Here is an 18,524-nt window from a genome sequence, read left to right as displayed (position 1 = left end):
CAGGCCCCAGCGGCGCCGTCGTCACCGTGTCCGCGGGTGGCCCACAGGTCAGGGTCGAGGTGTCCGTCCGCCGTCAGGTGTGGGGTCTCGGCCCCGGGTTCGTCGTGGGCGCCACCTCGCTGGCCCAACCAGAGCAGCAGCAATGAGGCACCCGGGCGGGCAGCGGCTGCGGGGGTGGCAGCCCGAGACGAGGGAACGCGGATCGGCGACGGTCATGGTCGTCGCCGCACTGGGCGTCCTCCTCACCGTCGGCATCGGTGGCCTCGCCCTGGTCAGCGCCGTGGTCGCCTCCCACCGAGCTCATGCAGCAGCCGATCTCGCGGCCCTCTCGGGCGCGGTGGCCCTGGTGAGCGGCGACGGAGCCGTCGCTGCCTGCAGCCGGGCCGATGCCATCACCCGCGCCAACGGTGCGACCCCCCTGTCGTGCCGGGCGGGGTCTGATCAAAGCATCGAGCTCGTGGTGAGCGTCCGGGCCGGGGTCGTGGGTGTGGGCACTGCGACAGCCCGGGCTCGCGCCGGCCCCGATCCATCGGTCTCCGGACCGTCGCACATCGCGGTGGGCGGATGAGCGTGCCGCCTGCGCGTTCAGGCCCGCGGGTCGGCTTTGCGGTCGTTGTCCGCCTTGCGCTCGGTGTCGGCCCGGCGCTCGAGTCCCACGTCGCCCTCGGACGCGACCCGCTCCGCCCGGTCGGGCCCGGTCGGGCCCGGGCGGCCCGACGCCGTGGGCGTGGGCGCGGTCGTGGTCGTGGTCGTGGTGGAGCCTCCCGCCTGGCGCAGCTCCTTGAGCTCGCGGCGCTGGGCCCGCTTGCGGCGGAGACCAGAGGCGGCGAGACGGGTGCCGATCCCCAGCAGGATCACGGCGATGGCGCCGGAGGCAAAGAGGGTGATGGGCAGCAGACCGAACGAGATGCCGCCGCCGGACAACGTGACCGAGGTGGCGGTCTGAAGCGCCAGCCAGCTGAGGTAGGCGCCCCCACCCACCGCGAGAAGGATGAGAATGAGGCCGATCGCGAGCATGGTGCACCTCCAGGTGAGCCCGATCGCGGGTGCGCGACCGCGCCACCTGACCTTACTGCCCCCTGCGGCGGGGTGCAGCCGCCGTGACGGGCCGACTGACCCCCCCTCCCGCTCCAGATCCGGGGGCGCACCCGGGTCCGGCTGCGGCGAGGGTCACGTCGAGCAGGACCACGGCGGCGGCCTTGTCCAGTGGCTCGTTCCCGTTGCCACACTTCGGGGACTGGACGCAGGAGGGGCACCCGGTCGCGCACCGGCAGGCCCGGATCGCGTCACGGGTGCCGGTCAGCCAGGTGCGGACCGCCTCGTACCCCCGCTCCGCGAATCCCGCACCGCCCGGGTGCCCGTCATAGATGAGGATCGTCGGCAGACCGGTGTCGGGGTGCAGCGCCGTCGAGACCCCGCCGATGTCCCACCGGTCCGAGGTCGCGACGAGGGGGAGCATGCCGATCGCGGCGTGCTCGGCGGCGTGCGCTGCGCCGGGGATGTCGGGCTCGCCGATCCCCGCGGTCTCGAGGACCTCCGGGGGGATGGTCCACCACACCGCCTTGGTGGACAGGGTGCGCAGCGGCAGGTCGAGGAGGTGCTCGCCGAGCACCTCCCCGGTCGGCAGTCGCCGCAGGAACGAGGTCACCTGGGTGTGCACCTGGACCGCCCCGAAGCAACAGCTCAGCCGGCCCCATTCCTGCGAGCGCTCGACGCGGACGATGTTGAAGGCGCTCACCGAGCGGGCCTGGGTGGACCAGCCCGGGTCACCGGCCACGACGAGCGCCGAGGCGTCCTCGAGGTCGAGCTCGGTCACGACGTAGGCGTCACCCCGGTGCACGTGGACCGCCCCGGTGTGAACCGCCGCATGGGCGCGGGAGTCGTCGACGGTGCCGAGCACCCGCCCGGTCCGCTGCTCGACGATCCGGACCGTCTCCCCCGACCCACGCAAGGAGACATGGTCGCTCGCCCGGTCCGCCCGCGCCCAGAACCAGCCGCGCGGGCGCCAGCGCAGGATGCCCCGGGCGACCAGGGCGTCGAGCAGCGGAACCATCTGCGGCCCGAAGTAGGCCTCGTCCTCCTGCGTGATGTGCAGCTCCGCGGCGGCGGCGGCGAGGTGGGGCCCGAGCACGTGCGGGTTCTCCGGGTCGAGGACGGCCGCCTCGACCGGGGCGTCGAAGATCGCCTCGGGATGGTGCACGAGGTAAGTGTCCAGCGGGTCGTCAGCGGCCACCAGGACCGCGAGCGACTCCTCGCCGGCTCGTCCGGCACGACCAGCCTGCTGCCAGAGCGAGGCCAGCGTGCCCGGCCAGCCGGCCAGCAGCACCGCATCCAGCCCGTGGACGTCGATGCCGAGCTCGAGGGCGTTCGTCGCCGCCAGCCCCATCAGCTCGCCGCTGCGCAACGCCTGCTCGAGCTCGCGCCGGTCCTCGGGCAGATAGCCCCCACGGTATGCCGCGACCGCGCCCTCCAGGGTCGGGTCCACCTCGCGCAGGTGGGTGCGGGCTGCGGCAGCCACGACCTCGACCCCGGTGCGGGAGCGAGCGAACGCCACGGTCTGGACGCCTTGGGCAACGAGGTCCGCGAGCAGGTCCGCCGTCTCGGCCACGGCGCTGCGCCGACGGGGAGGCGAGCCGTCCGCGCCATTCCCGGCGATCATCCCGGGCTCCCACAGTCCGAAGGTCATCGCCGCGCGGGGCGAGCCGTCCTGCGTGACCGGGCGCACCGGCATACCGACGAGGCGTGTGGCGTGGGCGCCGGGGTCCGCGACGGTCGCCGACGCAAGGACGAAGGTGGGGTAGGAGCGGTAGCGGGCCGCGACCCGGCGCAACCGGCGCAGCAGCAGCGCGAGGTGGGTGCCGAACACGCCGCGATAGACGTGGCACTCGTCGATGACGACGTAGCGCAGGGCCCGCAGGAAGGGGGCCCAGCGCTCGTGGGCCGGCAGGAGCGAGTGATGGACCAGGTCGGGGTTGGTCAGGACGTAGTTGGCGTGGTCCCGGATCCAGCGGCGTTCCTGCGTCGGGGTGTCCCCGTCGTAGGTCGCGGGCCGCAGCCCCGGCAGGGCCAGCGCCTCGAGCCGGGTGAGCTGGTCGTGGGCCAGCGCCTTGGTGGGGGAGAGGTAGAGCGCCGTCGCCGCGCGTCCCGTGGGCGCCATCGCGCCGTCGACGAGGTCCGACGCAACCGGCAGGAGATAGCCGAGGGACTTGCCGGAGGCCGTCCCGGTCGAGAGGACGACGTGCTCGCCCGCGTGGGCGGCGTCGGCCGCCTCCCGCTGGTGGCTCCAGAGCTCACCCACGCCGGACTGGGTCAGCGCCCCATAGAGGGTCGGGGTCACCCAGTCGGGGAACGGGGCAGGCGAGGCCTCGCGGGCCGGCACCCGGTGGATGTGGGTGAGGCGCTCGGCCCGGGCCCCCCGGGAATCCCGCCCCCGCGCCAGCCCGCGCAGCAGGCTCTCCGGAGTGCGGGCCGACGTTGCCGGACGCCCGAGCGGGGCACTGGAGGGTAGGGACATCGTGTTTACGGTATGCCGGGGTGCCGACGCATGTAGGGTTTTGTCGAGCAGAGCACAGTGGCAGGGCCGTGCTTCAGCAAGTCCCCGAACAGGTAGGCACCGTGGATCTCGACATTTCTACGTCCCAACGGGACCACCACACCGTGGTCCACGTCGGCGGCGAGATCGACGTCTACACCGCCCCGGCGCTGCGGGAACGGCTCGACGAGGAGATCGAGCGAGGCGAGCACGACCTCGTCGTGGACCTCAGCGAGGTCACCTTCATGGACTCCACCGGCCTCGGCGTCCTCGTGGGGCGCCTCAAGCTGATCCGGGTCCATGAGGGCGCAATGCGCCTCGTCTGCGACTACGACCGGGTCTTGAAGGTGTTCACGATCACCGGCCTCGACAAGGTCTTCGAGATCTTCCCCACCGTCGACGAGGCTCTCGCCGCCTCCGCCTGACCCGCCGGGGCGCCCTCGAGGCGCTCGCCCGTCCTCGATGACGTGTCCTCGCTCACCTTCTGCTTTGATGGGCCTCGACGCCACCGGCCGGTAACGTGACCCGCGACGTCCCCCGGTTCTCAGGCGCCATCGCACGCCGTCCGGGTGGCTGAGTACCTCAAGGAGGAAGTGCACCATGCCGAATCTCGCCCCGGCCGCGTCACCCACGCTGGCCCTGGACGGCACCAACCTCGTGCTGGTCTACGCGGTCCTCGCGATCGCGCTCATCGCCCTCGCCATGGGCGTCGTCTTCCGGAGGCAGGTCCTCGTCGCCGACCCCGGCACCGAGAACATGCAGACCATCGGCGCCGCGGTCGAGGAGGGCGCCCAGGCCTACCTCGCGCGCCAGTTCAAGACGCTCGGCATCTTCGTCGTCCTCGTCTTCGGCCTGCTGTTCCTCCTGCCGGCCGACACCGGCGGTGTCCGGATCGGCCGGTCCCTCTTCTTCATCGTCGGCGCCGTCTTCTCGGCCGCCATCGGCTATTTCGGGATGTCGCTCGCGGTCAAGGCCAACGTCCGGGTCGCCTCGGCCGCCCGCATGGGTGACCGCGACCTCGGCATGAAGATCGCCTTCCGCACCGGCGGCACGGTCGGCATGGCCACCGTCGGCCTCGGCCTGCTCGGCGCCTCGGTCGTCGTCCTGCTCTACAAGGGCGAGGCGCCCAAGGTCCTCGAGGGCTTCGGCTTCGGCGCGGCCCTCCTCGCGATGTTCATGCGCGTCGGTGGCGGGATCTTCACCAAGGCCGCCGACGTCGGCGCCGACCTCGTCGGCAAGGTCGAGGCGGGCATCCCCGAGGACGACCCGCGGAACGCCGCGACGATCGCGGACAACGTGGGAGACAACGTCGGCGACTGCGCCGGCATGGCCGCGGACCTCTTCGAGTCGTATGCCGTGATGCTCGTGGCTGCGCTCATCCTCGGCTCGGTCGCGCTGGGCGCCCAGGGCCTGGTCTTCCCGCTGCTCATCCCCGCCATCGGCGCGGTCACCGCGATCATCGGCGTCTTCATCACCAAGGTGAAGCCCGGGCAGAACGCCCTCACGGCGATCAACAACGGCTTCTACGTCTCCGCCGCCATCTCCGCGGCGCTCAGCGTCGCGGCGGTCTTCCTCTACCTCAACCCCACGGTGCCGGCGGTCGTTGACGCCGCCACCCAGCAGATCACCTCGCCGGCCATCGAAGGCCTCCGGATCCGGGCCTCGGTCGCGGTCATCATCGGCATCGTCCTTGCCGGGGTCATCCTCTGGCTCACCGGCCACTTCACCGGCACCGACAAGCGTCCGACCAAGGACGTGGCCCGCACCTCGCTCACCGGCGCTGCCACCGTCGTCCTGTCCGGGATCGGTGTCGGCCTGGAGTCCGCGGTCTACACCGCGGTCATCATCGGCGCGGCGGTCTACGGCGCCTTCCTCCTCGGCGGTGGCTCGATCGCCCTGGCGCTCTTCTTCGTCGCCGTCGCCGGCACCGGCCTGCTCACCACGGTCGGCGTCATCGTCGCCATGGACACGTTCGGCCCGGTCTCCGACAACGCCCAGGGCATTGCCGAGATGTCCGGTGACGTCGACGGCGAGGGCGCCAAGATCCTCACCGACCTCGACGCCGTCGGCAACACGACGAAGGCGATCACCAAGGGCATCGCGATCGCCACCGCGGTCCTGGCGGCGACGGCGCTCTTCGGGGCGTTCACCGACGCCTGGAAGACCTCGGTCCGGGCGCTGCTCGACGGCGGCAAGGTCACCGAGAACCCCTCGGTCTTCGACCAGTCGACGATCGTCACCGACATCGTCACGCCCAACGTCCTCGTGGGCGCGCTCCTCGGTGCGGCCGTCGTGTTCCTCTTCTCCGGACTCGCGATCAACGCGGTGACCCGAGCCGCCGGCGCCATCGTCTTCGAGGTGCGCCGCCAGTTCCGGGAGCACCCGGGCATCATGGACTACACGGAGAAGCCGGACTACGCCCGGGTCGTCGACATCTGCACCAAGGACTCGCTGCGGGAGCTGGCGACACCCGGCCTGCTGGCCGCTCTGACCCCGGTCGTCGTCGGGTTCGGCCTGGGCATCGGCGCCCTCGCCGGCTTCCTCGCCGGGGCGATCAGCACCGGCTGCCTGATGGCCGTCTTCCTCGCCAACGCCGGCGGGTCCTGGGACAACGCCAAGAAGATCGTCGAGGACGGCCACCACGGCGGCAAGGGCACCGAGGCGCACGCGGCCACGGTCATCGGCGACACGGTCGGTGACCCCTTCAAGGACACCGCCGGCCCGGCCATCAACCCGCTCATCAAGGTGATGAACCTCGTCTCGGTGCTCATCGCCCCGGCGATCATCACCCTGACGTTCACGACGGGCACCAGCCCGATGATCCGATACGGCATCGCCGCGGTCGCGCTCATCATCATCGTGGCCGCCGTCGCGGTCTCGAAGTCACGCGACATCGCCATCGGCGGGGACGAGGACGAGGAGCCCCCCGTGGGCCATCTGCCGGCGACCCCGCCGGTCGAGGACTCGTCGCCCGCGGAAGGGCGCGAGGAGCTCTCGGGGAGCACCAGGGCGCCCGGGTCCGACTCGTCCGGAACCTCGCTGAGGCACTGAAGCACCGAGGCACTCACACACTGAGGCACCGAGGCACTCACGCACTGAGGCACTAAGGCACTCACGCGCTGCCGCGTGGAGGCACCACGGAAGGGGTCGCCCATCGGGCGGCCCCTCCTGCGTGTCCCGCACGACGGGCCGGGCGGGCCGGTCGTTCCGGGCGCACGGCATACCCTGTCGCGGTGAGCGCCACCCCCGTCGTCCAGGTCGACCTCGTCGCGGCACTGCGAGCCGACCTCGGGGCAGCCGGTTTCACGGTCGACGGTGTCGCGCAGGCCCTCGGTCCAGTCGCCGTCGCTGCCCTGCGGCGGGAGCAGGGGCTGCCCGCCGAGCTGGTCACCAGGGGGCGCACCGACCCGCTCGCCCACCTCATCCGGCTCTTCACCCTCGGCCTGCCGCTGACCGCCCGCGAGCTCGACGGGGTGCTGCCGACGCTCGGCGCGAAGGGCGCGCGACGGTTGGGCCTCGTGGTGGCGCACGGCGACGACGTGGCGGCCGCGTGCGACCTGCGGCCCCACGTGGACGAGACCCACGAGTGGTGGGTGGCCTCCGACCTGTCCGAGATCGAGACCGGGAGGCCGCTCCTGGAGGGCCACGTCCTCGGCATCGGTGCTGCGTCGATGACGTTGGCTGCGTGGACGATCCGGTCCGACGTCGACCGGGCGCTCGACCTCGGCACCGGGTGCGGCGTCCAGGCCCTCCACCTCGCTGGTCACTGCCGGAGCCTTGTCGCGACGGACCTGTCGCAGCGGGCGCTGGACTACGCCCGGTTCAACGCGGCCCTGGCCGGCACAGACCTCGACCTGCGCCACGGCGACCTGCTCGGACCCGTTGCCGGAGAACGGTTTGCGCTCGTCGTCAGCAACCCACCCTTTGTCATCACGCCGAGGGTCGGGGGCGTGCCGCTGTTCGACTACCGCGATGGTGGGCTCGTCGGCGACGGCGTCGTCGAGCGCCTCGTGCGCACCGTCGGGGACCACCTCGAACCGGGCGGGGTCGCGCAGTTCCTCGGCAACTGGGAGATCCTCGCGGGGGCGTCGTGGCGGGGCCGGTGGCACGACTGGCTGGAGGGCACCGGTCTCGACGCATGGGTGATCCAGCGTGAGGTCCAGGACCCCGCCGAGTACGCCGAGCTCTGGTCCCGCGACGGCGGCAGCCGGGCCGGGGTCGAGGGCTTCGAGCAGCTGTACGCGGCATGGCTGGCAGACTTTGCCGCACGCGACGTCGCGCAGATCGGCTTCGGAGTGATCACCCTGCAACGGCCACGCACCGCCCGTGCCCCGTGGATGGACCTCGTCGAGGTGCGCGGCCCCGTGGCCCCGGCGATGGGAGCCTCGGTCGAGGCCGGTCTGGCGGCACGGACGTGGCTCGCCGAGGCGGGGCGGGACGGGCTGCTGGACACGGCCTGGCGCTGCGCCGCCGACGTCACCGAAGAGCGGCACTCCCGCCCGGGCGCTGAGGACCCGGGCGTCATCCTGATCCGGCAGGGGGGTGGTTTGCGTCGCTGCTTCCAGGCCGACACCGTCACCGCCGCCCTGGTCAGCGTCTGCGACGGGGGCCTCACGGCACGACAGGCACTCGTGGCCATCGCGGCCCTGCTGGAGCTCGATCCAGCTGAGGTGATGGCGTCTGCGCTGCCCAGCCTGCGCGACCTCGTCGCCGATGGGCTGCTCGTCCGCGACTGATCCCCCCGACTGCGTCCTCCTGCCGCGTCCCCCGGCTGAGCCCACCTGCCGCGTCCGGCACGTCGGCGATTCTGGCGACCGACCTGCCGGACGCCACGGACGTGATCACGGGAGCTGCGGCCCGCAGTACCGTGGAGCGGCCAACGGCACGGGGAAGCGGGGACAGGGTGAGCGACGACCACGGCGCGGACGTCACGACCTGGCTGACGAGCACCTGTCTGCGGCCCTGGACGACCCACTCCCCGACACGGAGTCGCTCACCCGGGGCCTCCTCGGGGTCGAGCGCGCCCAGCCGGACGAAGACCATCTGGACCATCACGGCGCCGGCCACCCGTCCGGGAGGCGTCAGCAGGCCTCCCCGCTGGCATACGGGAGCGAGACGTCGATCGGCCACCGGCCCGCGTCCATAGAGAAGGCGCTTGACCCTGACCCCGGGTCACGCCGGAGGCTGGAGCCGTGTCGGCAACGTCTTCCCCGGTCTTGTGAGTGAGCACTCACTCACTTATAGTGGATCGGTGCCACCCCGTGCGAAGGCCCTCCCGCCCACCCAGCGACGTGCCGCCCTCGTCGACGCCGCCCGCTCCCTCATCCGCGAGCGTGGCGAGGTCCCGAGCACCAAGGACATCGCCGAGGCGGCGGGCGTTGCCGAGGGCACGATCTTTCGGGCCTTCGAGACCAAGGAGGAGCTGATCGAGCAGGTGATCGCCTCGACGTTCTGCCCCGCTCCGCTGCTGCGCCAGCTGGCGGAGATCGAGATCGCCCAGCCGTTGCGGGACCGGCTCGTCGAGGTGGTCGGTGTGCTGCAGCGCCGCTTCTCTGACGCCTTCGACCTCATGGTGGGCCTGCGCCTGTCCGCGCCTCCCGCGGGAGCGGCAGCCGGCCACCACGCCTGCACGCCCGAGGGAGGACACGTCCCGTCGGACGGCGCCGTCGGGCCGGCGCCCTGCCATGGGCCGGGCCCCCGTGAGCTGGACCGCGGTCATGCCTCGAGCCAGGTCGCCGCCCTCATCGAGCCGGACGCCCACCTGTTGCGCTGCACCCCGCTCGAGCTGGCGCGCTACCTGCGCCTGCTGACGTTCTCCGGCAGCCACCGGGGGATCACCGACGGCAACCTGCTCACCCCCGAGACCATCGTCGACATCGTCCTCAGCGGCGTCATCGCGCAGCCGGCAGCCCGAGGCCGGGCAGGCGGCATACGCAGCTCCAGACCCACCCACGGCCCCCGCTCGAGGAAGGCACCCTGATGTTGCTGCGGATCGTTCGCACCCACCTGGCCCCCTACCGCGGCCAGCTGACGCTCATCCTCGTCCTGCAGCTCGTGGGGACGATCGCCTCGCTCTACCTGCCGAGCCTCAACGCCGACATCATCGACCAGGGCGTGGCCCGCGGGGACACCGGCTACATCTTCCGCACGGGTGGGTGGATGCTCGCCATCAGCCTCGTCCAGATCGTCGCGACCGTCACTGCCGTCTACTTCGGCGCGCGGATCTCGATGGCCCTCGGGCGTGACCTGCGCGGGGCGGTCTTCCACCGCGTCGGGGACTTCTCCGCTCAGGAGGTCTCGAGGTTCGGCGCCCCGACCCTCATCTCGCGCAACACCAACGACGTCACCCAGATCCAGATGGTCGTCTTCATGGCCCTGGCTCTCATGGTCTCGGCGCCGATCAGCATGGTGGGGGGCATCGTCATGGCCCTGAAGCAGGACGTCGGCCTGTCCTGGCTCGTTGCCGTCGCCGTCCCCCTGCTGGCACTGGCCGTCGGCCTCGTGATCCGCCGGATGATCCCGCAGTTCCGGATCATGCAGACGTCCATCGACAACGTCAACCGGATCATGCGCGAGCAGATCACCGGGATCCGGGTCGTGCGCGCCTTTGTCCGGGAGGACTTCGAGGAAGCCCGGTTCGCCGGCGCGAACACGACGCTCACCGGCACGGCGCTCGCGGTCGGCCGCCTCCAGGCGCTGATCTTCCCCATCGTCATGGTCATCCTCAACGCGTCCACCGTCGGCGTGCTGTGGTTCGGTGCGGGGCGGGTCAACAGCGGCGACATGCAGATCGGGTCGCTCACCGCGTTCATGGCCTACCTCGTGCAGATCCTCATCGCGGTGATGATGGCCACCTTCATGTCGATGATGATCCCGCGGGCATCGGTGTCAGCAGAGCGGATCGGGGAGGTCCTCGACACGGTGTCCTCCGTCGCCGAACCGGCCAACCCCGTCACATCGCTCTCCTCCACGTCCCGGGTGGTGTTCGACCGCATCGACTTCCACTACCCCGGCGCCGACCACCCGGTCCTCGACCGGGTCTCCTTCACGGCCGAGCCCGGCCACACCACGGCGGTCATCGGGAGCACCGGCTCGGGCAAGACCACGCTGGTCAACCTCGTCCCGCGCCTCTTCGACGTCACCGGAGGCTCCCTCATGGTGGGCGGCGTCGACGTGCGGGAGGTCGACCTGGACATCCTGTGGTCGCGGATCGGTCTCGTCCCCCAGCGGCCCTACCTCTTCACCGGCACGGTCGCCAGCAACCTGCGCTACGGCAACCCCCAGGCCACCGACGGGCAGCTCTGGGAGGCCCTGGAGATCGCTCAGGCAAGGGACTTCGTTGCGAGGATGCCGGACGGGCTCGAGTCCCCGATCGCGCAGGGCGGGACGAATGTGTCGGGGGGACAACGACAACGGTTGGCCATCGCGCGCGCGCTGGTGCGCCAACCGCAGGTCTTCCTCTTCGACGACTCCTTCTCGGCGCTCGACCTCACGACGGACGCCCGACTGCGGGCGGCCCTGCGACCCGTGACCCGGGACGCGACCGTCATCATTGTCGCCCAGCGGGTGTCGACGATCATCGACGCCGACCACATCGTCGTCCTCGACGACGGACGGGTCGTCGGCCAGGGGCGGCACGACGAGCTGCTGCAGACCTGTGAGACCTACCAGGAGATCGTGCAGTCCCAGCGATCGGCAGAGGGGGCCGCGGCATGAGCGAGGAAGGCGTCAAGAGCGCGGAGGAGAAGGCGGCCGAGGCCAGGCGCGGGCCGGGTGGTGCCGCACGTCGCGGCGGCGGTCACATGCAGATGGGTCTGCCCGGGGAGAAGTCCCAGAACTTCGGCCCGTCCGCCAAGCGCCTGATCCGCCGGCTCCGACCCGAGCGGGGGCTGGTCCTGGTCGTCATCGTGCTGTCGGTGGTCAGCGTGGTCCTCAGCGCCGTCGGGCCGAAGATCCTCGGTCACGCGACCAACCTCATCTTCGAGGGCTACTTCGGGTCCAGGCTGCCCGCGGGTGCGACCAAGGCAGCGGTCATCGAGGGCCTGCGCGCCAGTGGTCAGGGCCAGCTGGCCGACCTGCTGTCCGGGATGAATGTCGTCCCTGGTGTGGGCATCGACTTCACCGCTCTGGGGCAGGTGCTCCTCTTCGTCATGGGCCTCTACGTCCTCGCGGCGATCCTGCAGTGGCTCTCCGGCTGGTTGCTCGCATCGGTGGTCCAGCGCACCGTCTTCTCCCTCCGCGAGGACGTCGAGGCCAAGCTCAACCGGTTGCCGTTGCCCTACTTCGACGGTCAGCCACGTGGTGAGCTGCTCAGCCGGGTGACGAACGACGTCGACAACGTCCAGACGAGCCTCCAGCAGACCCTCAGCCAGCTGCTCACCTCGGTGCTCACCGTCGTTGCCATGGTCGCGATGATGTTCAGCATCTCGTGGATGCTCGCGCTCATCGCCCTGGTGACGATCCCCATCTCGATCGCCCTCACGGCGGCGATCGCCAAGCGCTCGCAGAAACTCTTCGTCCAGCAGTGGAAGCACACCGGCGAGCTCAACGGCATCATCGAGGAGACCTTCACCGGGCACGGCCTCGTCAAGGTCTTCGGCCGTCAGAAGGAGTCGCAGCAGGCCTTCGAGGTCAAGAACGACGACCTCTACCAGGCTGCCTTCGGGGCGCAGTTCATCAGCGGCATCATCATGCCGGCGATGATGTTCATCGGGAACCTCAACTACGTCGTCATCGCCGTCCTCGGCGGGCTGCGGGTCGCGAGCGGGTCGATGACCCTCGGTGACGTGCAGGCCTTCATCCAGTACTCCCGCCAGTTCACCCAGCCGCTGACCCAGGTGGCATCGATGGCCAACCTCCTGCAGTCGGGTGTCGCGTCGGCCGAGCGGGTCTTCGCCGTCCTCGACGCGCCGGAACAGCAACCGGACTCCGCTGCGCCGCAACGTATCCACGACACGCACGGCCGCGTCGCGTTCGAGAAGGTCGCGTTCTCCTACACCCCGCAGAAGCCGCTCATCGACGGACTCGACCTCGTCGTCGAGCCTGGCCAGACGGTCGCCATCGTCGGGCCGACCGGCGCCGGCAAGACGACGCTCGTCAACCTCATCATGCGCTTCTACGAGCTGGACTCGGGCCGGATCACCCTCGACGGGGTGGATATCACCGACATGACACGGCACGACCTGCGATCCCGGATCGGCATGGTGCTCCAGGACACCTGGCTCTTTGCCGGCACGATCCGCGACAACATCGCCTACTCGCGGCCGGACGCGAGCGATGAGGAGGTCATGGAGGCGGCCCGGGCCACCTACGTCGACCGCTTCGTCCACTCGCTGCCGGATGGCTACGACACGGTGCTCGACGCCGAGGCGGGCAACGTCAGCGCCGGGGAGAAGCAGCTCATCACCATCGCCCGGGCCTTCCTCGCGCGGCCCGAGCTGCTCATCCTCGACGAGGCGACGAGCTCGGTCGACACGCGCACCGAGCTGCTGGTCCAGCACGCGATGGCGGCGTTGCGCAGCGACCGGACGAGCTTCGTCATCGCCCACCGGCTCTCCACCATCCGGGACGCCGACGTCATCCTCGTCATGGAGGACGGCCGCATCGTCGAGAAGGGCTCGCACGCCGAGCTCCTCGAGGCGGACGGCGCCTACGCCCGACTCTATGCGGCCCAGTTCAGCGGCGCGTCCGACGACCTCGACGGAGCACCGGCTCCCGGTGCCCCGGCTCCTGCTGGTCCGGTCATGGCCGGCGCGCCCATGGCCAGGCGCGACTGAGGGCTACGCTCGTCAGACGCCTGACAGAGGAGTGTCATGATCAGTGTGGACCGGCTCCAGCCGAGCGACCGGCCCGTCTGGGATGAGCTGTTCCGCGGGTACAGCGAGTTCTACGGGCAACGCCTCGATCCGGATGTGGCAGCGCGGGCCTGGGGGGCGTTCGCCGCGGACACCGAGATGCACGCGCTCGGGGCCCGACTCGACGGGCACCTGGTCGGCATCGCCCACTTCCTCGTCCACCCGAGCACGACCGGCCCTGACGTGTGCTATCTGGAGGACCTGTTCACGGCGGCCGATGTGCGCGGCGAAGGGGTGGGTCGCACCTTGATCGCTGCGGTGGCGCGGTGGGCCGGGGACCATGAGTGTTCACGGGTCTACTGGCAGACGGCGGAGTCCAACGAACCGGCCCGGCGGCTCTATGACCAGATCGCCGTGAACAGCGGCTTCATCGTCTACACCCTCTCCGTCTGATCGGCGCGCTCGCCGCTCAGCGGGCCACCGCGCGGCGATACTGGCGCGTCGCGAGCGGGATGAAGACCATGAGCAGGACGACGACCCAGATCAGGGTATAGAGCTCGGCGTGCTCCAGTGCCCACGTGTACTCGATCCTGGAGCGCATCTGCTCGGCCGTCAGGGTCGGGTCCTTGAGCGCCCCGAGGTTGCCGAAGTTGTCCCGGGCGGCGTGGGTGATCGTCGAGACGGGGTTCCACCCGGCGACCGTCCGGAGGGTCGCGGGCAGGTTCTCTGCAGGGACAAAGGTGTTGGCAATGAACGTCATCGGGAAGACGACGATGAATGACGCGTTGTTGACGATCTCCGGAGCACGCACGACGAGGCCGACGAAGGCCATTACCCACGAGACGGCGTAGGCGAACAGGAGCATGAGGGCGTAGGCCAGCACCGCATCGAGGACGCCTCCGTGGATGCGCCACCCAATGGCGAGCCCGGTCGCTGACATGACGACGAGGACGATGACGTTGTTGGCGACGTCGGAGATGGTCCGTCCGAAGAGCACCGAGCTCGGGTGCATCGGGAGGGTGCGGAACCGGTCGATGATGCCCTTCTGCATGTCCTCGGCCATGCCGTAGCCCGTCAGGGTCGCGCCGAAGACGATGGTCTGCGCGAAGATGCCGGCCATCATGAACTCGCGGTAGCTGGATCCGTCGCCCCCGTCGCCACCGGCGATGCCACCGATGGCGCTGCCGAACACGAAGCCGAAGAGCAGTACGAACATGATCGGCTGCAACGTCGTGAACACGAGCAGGTCCGGCACGCGCTTGATCTTGATGAGGTTGCGGCGGGCGACGGTGAACGCGTCGCTCACGAAGTAGCCGACGTTCACTTCGTCTCCTCCGCGGCGGCTGCACCCGAGTCGTCCGCGGCCTTGCGCCCGGTCAGGGAGAGGAAGGCATCATCCAAGGTCGGCCGCCGGATCCCGATGTCCTCCACGATGATGGCCGCGTCGTCGAGCCTGCGCACCGCCTCGAGCAACGATTGCGTGCCGCCGGTGACCGGCACGGTCACCCGACGGGACGGCTCGTCCCGATCGGGCGCCCCCGAGCCGATCTGGCCCAGCAGGTCTGCGACGGGACGCAGATGTGCAGGGTCGGTCACGATGATCTCCAACCGTTCCCCGCCGACCTGCTCCTTGAGCTGGTCGGCCGTGCCGCGGGCGATGACCTTCCCGTGGTCAATGACGATGATCTCGTCGGCCAGTCGATCGGCTTCCTCGAGGTACTGCGTCGTCAGCAGCAGGGAGGTCCCCTCCCGCACCAGGTCGGCGATCACGTCCCACATCTCGCCGCGCCCGTGAGGATCGAGACCTGTCGTCGGCTCGTCGAGGAAGATCACCGGCGGGCGGGCGACGAGCGCCCCGGCGAGGTCGAGGCGTCTGCGCATGCCGCCCGAGTAGCCCTTGGCCGGTCGGTCGGCCGCGTCCTCGAGTCGGAACTGGGCGAGCAGCTCTCGCGCCCGAGACCGGGCGTCGGCTCTGGGCAGGTGGTAGAGACGGCCGACCATCTCGAGATTCTCGTAACCCGTGAGGTATTCGTCGACTGCGGCGTACTGGCCCGAGACACCGATCAGCCGTCGGACGGCGCCCGGGTCCTTGATCACGTCCTTGCCGGCGACCGAGGCGTGTCCGGCGTCCGGTCGGATCAGGGTGGTCAGGATGCGGACGGTCGTCGTCTTGCCCGCACCGTTGGGTCCGAGGACCCCGAGCACCCTGCCGGCCGGGACGGTCAAGGACACCCCGTCGACCGCCGTGACGTCTTTGTAGCGCTTGACCAACCCTTCCGCGACGACCGCGTCGTCGCGGCTCCCCGTGACAGGGCCGGTCCGGACACGCGCCACTCCGCTCTCGACGCCGGCCTGGAGCGACCCGAGCCGAGTCGTCCTCGATTCCTCGACCAACGCTTCCTCCCTTACCAGTCGGGCGATCTTAGGCTTCCGCACGTCACGATAGGTGGCGAGGCGGAGGGCCCGCAACGGGCGATCGCCTGAGGTAGGGCCATGGCCAGACTGCCGCTGCGCCGGGTGGGTGCGCGCGAGGAGTCCGTCGCGGGGGCTGTCACCACGCTCGAGCTGTTCTTCGATCTCGTCTTCGTCTTCACCATCACCCAGCTGACGGCCACGCTCGGTCAGGACCACGGCGGGGGTGGGGCGGGCCGTCCTGCTCCTGGTGCCGATGTGGTGGATGTACGGCGGCGATGCGTGGCTGACCAACGCCGCCCCTCCGGTCACCACGGTCCGTCGGGTGCTCCTCCTGCTCGGCATGACGGGCAACGTCGTCATGGCGCTCGCCGTCCCGCACGCGTTCACGACAGATCGGGTCGTCTTCGCCGTCGGCTACTGCGTCGTCGTCGCAGTGCACACGGCGACCTACCTCACAAAGTCTGCGCGGGTCACCCCCCGGCATGGTGCTGCAGCCGCTCGTCTGGAACGTCATGGCCGCCGTGCTCATCCTCGTCGGCGCCCTCGTCGGGGGCACCGTGCTGCTGGTGCTGTGGATCCTGGCTGTCCTCACCGAGACGGTGGCCCCCCAGGTCGCTGCCCGGACTCCGTTGCGACGTCTCGACGGCGGTCCCGCCTTCCACCTCGCTCCGGGGCACTTCGTCGAGCGGCACGGGTCGATGCTCATCATCGTCCTCGGGGAGTCGGTCCGGGCGATCGGGGTGGGGGCGAGCAGCGGCGTCTCGGCGATCGGTGTGGCGCAGATCGGCTTCGCGGCGGTCAGCCTCGCGCTGGCCGCCTCGCTCCACTGGGCCTACTTCGGCTCCCACCAGGACGAGGCGCAGGAGGCACTGACGGCCGCGCCCCCCGAGCGGCAGCAGAGCGTCGCCCCCTGGCCCTTCGGTGATGCGCTCGCCGTGGTGCTGCTCGGTGTCGTGTTCGCCGCGTCCGGGCTGCACCACGCCCTGGAGAAACCGGCGGCGCGCCTCGAGACCACCTCGGCTGCCCAGCTCGCGGGCGGTGTCGCCGCGTTCTGGGTCGGCCTTGCCGGCTTCCGGGTCGCGGTCGGACGGCGCGACGTCGGGCTGCGACTGGTCGGCGGACTCGCCCTCGTGGCCGCCACCGTCATCGGCGCGCAGGTCTCCGGGTTCGTCGAGCTCGTCGCCCTGCTCGCCGGATCGGTCGCCATCCTGCTCATCGAGCGCGCACGGCATACCTCGCCGGCGGCATCCCGACCAGCGCGGTGAACTCCCTCGTGAAGTGGGCCTGGTCATACCAGCCCAGGCTCACGGCGAGCGCGGCCAGGTCGGTCACCTCGCCGGTGTCGATGAGGGTGACGGCGTCGTGGAGGCGGTAGCGCTGGAGCATCCACTTGGGGCCGACCCCGACGTAGCGGTGGAACAGCCGCTGCAGCGACCGCGCCGGTATGCCGTGTCGCCCGGTGACGTCCTCGACACGGGTCAGCGTGCGGTCGCCGAGCATGTCGCCGACGATGTCGAGGAGCTGGTCATAGCGGGCGTCAGGGCCGGGGCGCCGCGCGATGAGGAAGGCATCGACGAGGGCCTGTCGGTCGAGGTCGTCGTCGGCGCGAATCACGCTGTCCCGCAACCGGTCTGCGTCGTCGCCGAAGTAGGTGCGCAGGTCGACGGCCCGGTCGAGCGAGCCGGCGACGTCCAAGCCGGTGAACGCCCCGAAGCCGCCCGGTCGGAACTTCACCGCGAAGGCGCGCCCGGCCCCGGAGAGCTCGACCCGGAAGCGGGTGGTGATGACGCCGTGGAGGAGGGCAGCCGGCATACCGAAACCGTGGCGAGGGGCGGGGCCCGACTCGATGCTGAGGTGGATCGCCGGGTGGGAGATCACCTCTGAGACGTAGTGCGTCCCCGCCGGGAGGTCCCACCGCACGGACCAGCACCAGTCGACCCACCGATCGAGCAGCGGGTCCGGGGGGTAGTGGCCGAGGGTGGCGTACTGCGGGAGCTCGTCCGGGCGCAGGATCCCCGCGCGCGTGCTCGTCCTCGGGAGCCGCGCCGCGGGTGCCGCGAGCGTCGCGTTTGTCCAAGACGACATGGGGCCAGCGTAGGGAGAGTGGGGGACATGACACAGAACCTGACAGACCCGGCCCCTCGGTGACCCCGGTGCCGGCCGGATACACCGCGATCACGCCCTACCTCTGCGTCGCCGGCGGCGCCGCGGCGATCCAGTTCTACGAGCGGGTCTTCGGTGCCGCCGTCGTCGGGCGCAACGACGGCCCGGACGGCACCGTGGCCCACGCCGAGCTCGACTTCGGCAACGGTCGCATCCAGCTGAGCGACCCGGCGCCCGAGCACGACCTCGTCCCGCCGGACGGCAGCGACAGGGTCAACCACTCGTACGTGCACTACTGCGCCGACGTCGACGCGACGTATGCCGCAGCGGTGGCGGCGGGCGCGAAGGGGTACGGCGACCCGGAGACGTTCATGACGGGGGACCGCTACGGCGCGGTGCTCGACCCGTGGGGCCACCGGTGGACGCTGATGACGCGCGTCGAGGACGTCGACCCTGCCGAGGCGAAGCGTCGCGTCGACACCTGGCTGGCCTCCCAGAGCTCCTGACTCCCCGATCCGTCCCCGTCCCCGTCCCGTCCCGCCCCGTCCCCGCCTCTGTCCCCGGCCCCACATGTTGCGGTTGGCGCCGCGAGATTGCGGTCCCCGGGTCCCCAGAAGCGGTTCTCCCCGCAACAAGTGGGAAGAGGGGGGAAGGGGGGAGGAGAGGGGAGGGGGGAGCGG

At 70.8% G+C, this 18,524-nt stretch carries 15 protein-coding genes and 1 pseudogene; 11 read left to right on the top strand and 5 right to left on the bottom strand.

Features of this window, described 5'->3' with window-relative positions; genetic code table 11:
• The first annotated feature begins 142 nt into the window (after nt 1-142).
• Entirely contained in the window at nt 143-568 is a 426-nt protein-coding gene (locus ACLL9L_RS12480) for an Rv3654c family TadE-like protein (RefSeq protein ID WP_411284979.1), read from the top strand.
• Nucleotides 569-585: 17 nt separating this feature from the next.
• On the opposite strand, the gene ACLL9L_RS12475 is transcribed toward ACLL9L_RS12480, so the two are convergent.
• Together ACLL9L_RS12475 and ACLL9L_RS12470 are read right to left on the bottom strand one after the other, a co-directional pair.
• Complete coding sequence (locus tag ACLL9L_RS12475) at nt 586-1,017, bottom strand: hypothetical protein (RefSeq protein ID WP_411284978.1); 432 nt, start codon at nt 1,015-1,017, stop codon at nt 586-588.
• 52 nt (nt 1,018-1,069) lie between these two features.
• Nucleotides 1,070-3,514, bottom strand: coding sequence for a DEAD/DEAH box helicase (locus ACLL9L_RS12470; protein WP_411284977.1), 2,445 nt, complete (start codon nt 3,512-3,514; stop codon nt 1,070-1,072).
• A gap of 101 nt (nt 3,515-3,615) precedes the next feature.
• Between ACLL9L_RS12470 and ACLL9L_RS12465 the strand changes: the two genes are divergently transcribed.
• The 7 genes from ACLL9L_RS12465 (at nt 3,616) to ACLL9L_RS12435 (ending at nt 13,779) form a co-directional block, all read left to right on the top strand.
• Nucleotides 3,616-3,957, top strand: a complete 342-nt coding sequence (locus tag ACLL9L_RS12465; RefSeq protein ID WP_411284976.1) for an STAS domain-containing protein — start codon at nt 3,616-3,618, stop codon at nt 3,955-3,957.
• 175 nt (nt 3,958-4,132) lie between these two features.
• Complete coding sequence (locus ACLL9L_RS12460) at nt 4,133-6,583, top strand: sodium-translocating pyrophosphatase (protein WP_411284975.1); 2,451 nt, start codon at nt 4,133-4,135, stop codon at nt 6,581-6,583.
• Nucleotides 6,584-6,765: 182 nt separating this feature from the next.
• On the top strand, nt 6,766-8,268 hold the full coding sequence (locus tag ACLL9L_RS12455) for a methyltransferase (RefSeq protein ID WP_411284974.1): 1,503 nt from the start codon (nt 6,766-6,768) through the stop codon (nt 8,266-8,268).
• A gap of 515 nt (nt 8,269-8,783) precedes the next feature.
• A complete protein-coding gene (locus ACLL9L_RS12450) occupies nt 8,784-9,512 on the top strand; it encodes a TetR/AcrR family transcriptional regulator (protein ID WP_411284973.1) in 729 nt (242 codons plus the stop codon).
• On the top strand, nt 9,512-11,248 hold the full coding sequence (locus tag ACLL9L_RS12445; RefSeq protein ID WP_411284972.1) for an ABC transporter ATP-binding protein: 1,737 nt from the start codon (nt 9,512-9,514) through the stop codon (nt 11,246-11,248). Before ACLL9L_RS12450 ends, ACLL9L_RS12445 begins: the two co-directional genes overlap by 1 nt.
• Nucleotides 11,245-13,308 carry an ABC transporter ATP-binding protein gene (locus ACLL9L_RS12440; RefSeq protein ID WP_411284971.1) on the top strand — a complete coding sequence of 688 codons (2,064 nt, stop codon included), beginning with the start codon at nt 11,245-11,247 and terminating at the stop codon, nt 13,306-13,308. The genes ACLL9L_RS12445 and ACLL9L_RS12440 overlap by 4 nt, the downstream gene beginning before the upstream one ends.
• Before the next feature lie 36 nt (nt 13,309-13,344).
• A complete protein-coding gene (locus tag ACLL9L_RS12435) occupies nt 13,345-13,779 on the top strand; it encodes a GNAT family N-acetyltransferase (protein WP_411284970.1) in 435 nt (144 codons plus the stop codon).
• A 16-nt stretch (nt 13,780-13,795) separates the two neighbouring features.
• On the opposite strand, the gene ACLL9L_RS12430 is transcribed toward ACLL9L_RS12435, so the two are convergent.
• Complete coding sequence (locus ACLL9L_RS12430) at nt 13,796-14,650, bottom strand: ABC transporter permease (protein ID WP_411284969.1); 855 nt, start codon at nt 14,648-14,650, stop codon at nt 13,796-13,798.
• A complete protein-coding gene (locus ACLL9L_RS12425) occupies nt 14,647-15,660 on the bottom strand; it encodes an ATP-binding cassette domain-containing protein (protein ID WP_411284982.1) in 1,014 nt (337 codons plus the stop codon). The genes ACLL9L_RS12430 and ACLL9L_RS12425 overlap by 4 nt, the downstream gene beginning before the upstream one ends.
• A gap of 159 nt (nt 15,661-15,819) precedes the next feature.
• Between ACLL9L_RS12425 and ACLL9L_RS12420 the strand changes: the two are divergent.
• Together ACLL9L_RS12420 and ACLL9L_RS12415 are read left to right on the top strand one after the other, a co-directional pair.
• Nucleotides 15,820-16,207, top strand: a pseudogene (locus ACLL9L_RS12420) (low temperature requirement protein A); the annotation flags it as partial.
• Between the two features lie 16 nt (nt 16,208-16,223).
• On the top strand, nt 16,224-17,006 hold the full coding sequence (locus ACLL9L_RS12415) for a low temperature requirement protein A (protein ID WP_411284968.1): 783 nt from the start codon (nt 16,224-16,226) through the stop codon (nt 17,004-17,006).
• Here ACLL9L_RS12415 and ACLL9L_RS12410 read toward each other — a convergent pair.
• Nucleotides 16,954-17,826 (bottom strand): DUF6597 domain-containing transcriptional factor, encoded by an 873-nt coding sequence (locus ACLL9L_RS12410; protein ID WP_411284967.1) that lies wholly within the window; start codon nt 17,824-17,826, stop codon nt 16,954-16,956. The two genes, ACLL9L_RS12415 and ACLL9L_RS12410, sit on opposite strands and share 53 nt — an antisense overlap.
• A 68-nt stretch (nt 17,827-17,894) precedes the next feature.
• Between ACLL9L_RS12410 and ACLL9L_RS12405 the strand changes: the two genes are divergently transcribed.
• Nucleotides 17,895-18,350: a VOC family protein gene (locus ACLL9L_RS12405; protein ID WP_411284966.1), complete on the top strand. Its 456-nt coding sequence runs from the start codon at nt 17,895-17,897 to the stop codon at nt 18,348-18,350.
• Nucleotides 18,351-18,524 lie beyond the last annotated feature (174 nt).

The sequence above is a fragment of the Lapillicoccus sp. genome, from assembly GCF_046595215.1.
Lineage (GTDB): Bacteria > Actinomycetota > Actinomycetes > Actinomycetales > Dermatophilaceae > Lapillicoccus.
Note: the sequence above shows the minus strand (reverse complement) of the source record. Positions and strands in the feature narration are given on the sequence as shown.